Genomic DNA, 3,942 nt, shown 5'->3' with positions numbered 1-3,942 from the left:
GGGTGATCGGGGCGCGGCACGAGGCGCACCACCAGCCCGGTCTGGGCGACCTTGATGCTGTCCACCTGATAGCCCAGCCGGTCGGCCGTGCGCAGGTCCTCGGGCTTGAAGCGGTGGATCGCGAAGTCCCGCAGCTTCTCTTCGGCCAGCCACGCGCCCAGCCGCGTCGTCGCGCCCTTGGGCAGCGCGCCGACGTCCACGCTGTCGACCTTGGCGTCGCGCAGCCGCAGCGTGAGGTCGCGCGGCTCGAAGCGCAAGCCGAAGCTCAGGCCCACGCTGCCGGCAAAGGTGCTGCCCACCAGCCGGTCGCGCGCCGTGAACGGGATCACCGTGGCCACGCGGTCGGCCTCGGGCAGCATGCGCAGGCTCGGCGTGGCCGCCGTCAGCTCGAACACCTCGAGCACCTGCTTGCGCATCGGAAACTGCGTGGCCAGCTTCTGCAGCAGCTCGTCTTGACTGATCTCGATGGTGCGCGGCCCGAACAGACGCGCGCAACCGCTCAAGCCCAGCGCGCCGGCCCCCAGCGCCATCAATACCTGCCGTCGCGACACGGTCATGCCTCGTTCGCTCCCGCGCCGGTCAACGCGCCGGCTCCACCGTGCGCTGGCGCACATCGACCCGGAAGGCCTGACCGGCCTCGTTGACGATGCGCAGCCGGCCATCGGGGTCGAAGGCCATCGACTTGAAGAACACCCATTGCGAGTCGGCCTCGTGCCCGGGCTCGACGCGGTTGGCATAGACCACCAACGTCCACAGCCGCTGGCCGGTGGCCGCCGACGACGCCACCAGCACGCCGCCCACCTGATCGGCCCCCACGGCGTGGCCGTCCGCGGCCTGCGCGAAGCGCACCCCGTCGCGCTCGACGGGCGGCACCTCGGGCGGCGGCAGGCGGTCGGCGCTGCCGGCCGGGGCGAGCAAGCTCGCTGTGCTGGCGGCGGCCGAGGCCGCGCTGGCCGGCGCCGCCCCGGATGCCGCAGCCGACGCGGCGGGCGCATCCAGCTCCAGCGGCGGCGGTCGCTTGTCGCCGCAGCCCGCCAGCAGCGCGAGGCCGACGCAGCCGACAAGACAAACCGGGTTGACGCGTGGCATGGCGGGCGGACGCATCAGGCGGCCGGCGTGGCCCGGCGCGCCTGCACATCGACGAGATACGCCTGACCGGCCTCGTTGACGATGCGCAGCCGGCCATCGGGGTCGAAGGCCATCGACTCGAAGAACAGCCACTGCGCGTCGGCCTCCTGCTTGGGGTCGAGCGGGTTGCCGTAGACCGACAGCGTCCACAGACGCTGGCCATTGCTCGCCGACGTGGCCACCAGCACGCCGCCCATCTGATCGACGCCCACGGCGTGGCCGTCCTCGGCCTGCGCGTAACGCACGCCATCGCGCTCGACGGGCGGCACCTCGGGGGGCGGCAGGCGGTCGGCTGAACTTTCGAGATCCATGATGCGGTCCTTTCAGGGGCGGCGCGCCGCCGGCTCAGGCATTGCCAACGACTTTGACGCGCGTGTAATCGGCCTCGATCATCTGCCCGGCGCAGTCCATGCAGAACATGGCCCAGCTGTCGGCGTTGTCGAGCGCCTGCGCGGCGGTGAACTTGGCGTCGCCCGCGTCGGGCTTGAGCCCCGAGGGGTGGTGACGATAGCGGTGGTCTTGCGTCCGGACCGCGCGGTGGCTGAGCTCGTGCACCACGATGCGCGTCCAGTTCTTCTGGCCCTTGAACATGTCGAGGTTGCTGAAGAACGCGGGCTCGACGTAGATCGCGTCGATCTTCTCGTCGCCGAACACGAAGGCGTTGACCCGCGCCGTGGCCGCGTTGCCCCGATCCATCGGCATGTCGGTGACCAGCAGGAAGGTCGACTTGATGCGATCGGCGATCTTCTTGAGCCCCGCGTTGAGCGTGGCGGCCGCGGCCTTCAGGTCGGCGGGGGATGAGTTGGCGTCGGCGAACCAGCGCTTGATGATCGCCTGGTGCCGGGGCTTGTCGGGGCTGCCCGCCACGATCATGGCCTTCTTGACCCAGTTGAGGCCGTGCTGCGTGGCCTCGGACAGATGCTTGCGGTCGTCGGCGCTGAAGTGCGAGGTGGCGTCGTTGAGCAGCGTGCCGATGCCGTCGTAGTCCTTGCCGGCCAGGGCGGCCTCGGGCCAGTCGCGGTAGCCGTTGGGCAGCGACAGCACCCACAGCTTGTGGCTGCCCGACTTCTTGAGCAGCCACAGGTGGCGCAAGGTGTCGAGCACCGCCACGCGCTTGGCCACGCTGGCCGGGATCGACTTCTTGCCCGAGGTGGGCAGGCTGATCACGCCGGCGGCGGTCAGCAGCGTATCGACGGGCTGGGTGCGGTTCTTGCGCGTGGCCGAGGCGACCTTGTCGCGCAAGGTTTCGCAGACCTTGTACTTGTCGACGTTGTAGCCGTCGGCCACGACCAGCAGGCGGGCGTTGTCCACCGGAGACTTCCAGTCGCCCTCGGTCGGGAAGTCGGTGCTTTTCAGGATCTCGATCATCGCCGCGTGGCGCGTCGAGTACAGGTCTTTGATGTCGTAGGGCACAACGTCCTCCCGAAGGTCAGCTTGAAGCGACTTCCATCATACGCAGCGCGGGCGGGTCGGCAAGCGGGCGCGGCGTCACGCGGCTCGATCGGTGTTCGGGCAGACCGGGAAGGGCGCAACGTCTTCATAATCGCGGCCACCAGGCTTGCGCGCGGCGGCACCGGGGCATGGTGCATTTCCAGTCCACCGGTCTGCGCCGCCAGTCTAGCCGCCCGCGCCTCGCCCGGCCTCGCCATCAACCCCCAGCCCCCAGCGCGCCATGCCCGAAATCGTTTTCAAAGGCAAAGAGTACGTCTACAACCACCACCTCACGGTGCCGTATCGCCCCTTGCTGGCGGACGCGGCCAAGTCGGTGGGCCCGGCCGATCTGGCCGGCAACCTGATCGTGCACGGCGACAACCTGCACGCGCTCAAGAGCCTGCTGCCGCGCTACGCGGGCCAAGTCGATCTGGTGTTCATCGACCCGCCCTACAACACCGGCAACGAGGGCTGGTGCTACAGCGACAACGTCAACTCGCCCATCATGAAAGAGTGGCTCAGCACCAACCCGGTGGATGGCGACGACCTGCTGCGCCACGACAAATGGCTGTGCATGATGTGGCCGCGCCTGGTGCTGCTGCGCGAGCTGCTGAGCGAGAGCGGCTCGATCTGGATCACGCTCGATGACAACGAGGTGCACCGGGCGCGAATGATGTTGGATGAGATTTTTGGGGAAGAGCAGTTCATAACCAATGTGATTTGGCAGAAGAAGTACTCACCTCAGAATGACGCGGAGTTCTTCTCTTCATCCCACGATCATGTTCTGGTCTACGCGAAGTCTCGCAACGCCGTCGGCTTCAACCTTCTTGGGCGCACCGAAGAAATGGATGCTGCTTATAGGAATCTGGATAACGATCCTCGCGGCCCTTGGAAATCCAGCGACCTTACTCGGGCCGAGCATCGTGACCGTGACTACTACGCCATCAAAACGCCATCAGGACGCGAGGTACTCCCGGCAAAGGGAAGAAGTTGGAGTCGCCCCCTGGATGAGATTGAACGACTGCGCGCAGACAATCGGCTTTGGTTTGGACGAGACGGTGCGGCGATCCCCTCGCTCAAGCGCTTTAGAAGCGAAGTCCAGGATGGCGTTGTGCCTCAAACAATCTGGTTCAGAGATGACGTAGGCGACAACCAAGAGGCCAAACAGTCCTTAAAGAACATTCTTGGGGAGGCCAGCTTCGCTACGCCCAAGCCCGTGGCCTTGATCGAGCGCGTGCTTGAAATCGGCGCGGGCGAAGACGCCCTCATCCTCGACTCCTTCGCCGGCTCCGGCACCACCGCCCACGCCGTGCTCAAGGCCAACGCCAAGGACGGCGGGCGGCGCCAGTTCATCCTCGTCGAAGGCGAAGACTACGCCGACCG

At 67.1% G+C, this 3,942-nt stretch carries 5 protein-coding genes; 1 reads left to right on the top strand and 4 read right to left on the bottom strand.

The window, feature by feature from the left end:
- From ACE3SS_RS15030 to ACE3SS_RS15015, 4 genes are all read right to left on the bottom strand, one after another.
- The coding region (locus ACE3SS_RS15030; RefSeq protein WP_374595339.1) for a hypothetical protein at positions 1 to 557 on the bottom strand (557 nt) is incomplete at its 3' end.
- Between the two features lie 22 nt (positions 558 to 579).
- Entirely contained in the window at positions 580 to 1,089 is a 510-nt protein-coding gene (locus ACE3SS_RS15025; protein ID WP_374595337.1) for a hypothetical protein, read from the bottom strand.
- A 14-nt stretch (positions 1,090 to 1,103) separates the two neighbouring features.
- Positions 1,104 to 1,439 (bottom strand): hypothetical protein, encoded by a 336-nt coding sequence (locus ACE3SS_RS15020; protein WP_374595335.1) that lies wholly within the window; start codon positions 1,437 to 1,439, stop codon positions 1,104 to 1,106.
- Positions 1,440 to 1,473: 34 nt separating this feature from the next.
- The gene (locus ACE3SS_RS15015; protein WP_374595333.1) at positions 1,474 to 2,541 is read right to left on the bottom strand and encodes a M35 family metallo-endopeptidase; all 1,068 of its coding nucleotides are present in this window, start codon (positions 2,539 to 2,541) and stop codon (positions 1,474 to 1,476) included.
- A gap of 259 nt (positions 2,542 to 2,800) precedes the next feature.
- Here ACE3SS_RS15015 and ACE3SS_RS15010 point away from each other — a divergent pair.
- On the top strand, positions 2,801 to 3,942 hold a 1,142-nt coding region (locus ACE3SS_RS15010; RefSeq protein ID WP_374595331.1), incomplete at its 3' end, for a site-specific DNA-methyltransferase.

Source organism: Aquabacterium sp. (assembly GCF_041915145.1).
Classification (GTDB): domain Bacteria; phylum Pseudomonadota; class Gammaproteobacteria; order Burkholderiales; family Burkholderiaceae_C; genus Aquabacterium.
This window is presented reverse-complemented; position numbering and strand designations above follow the sequence as displayed.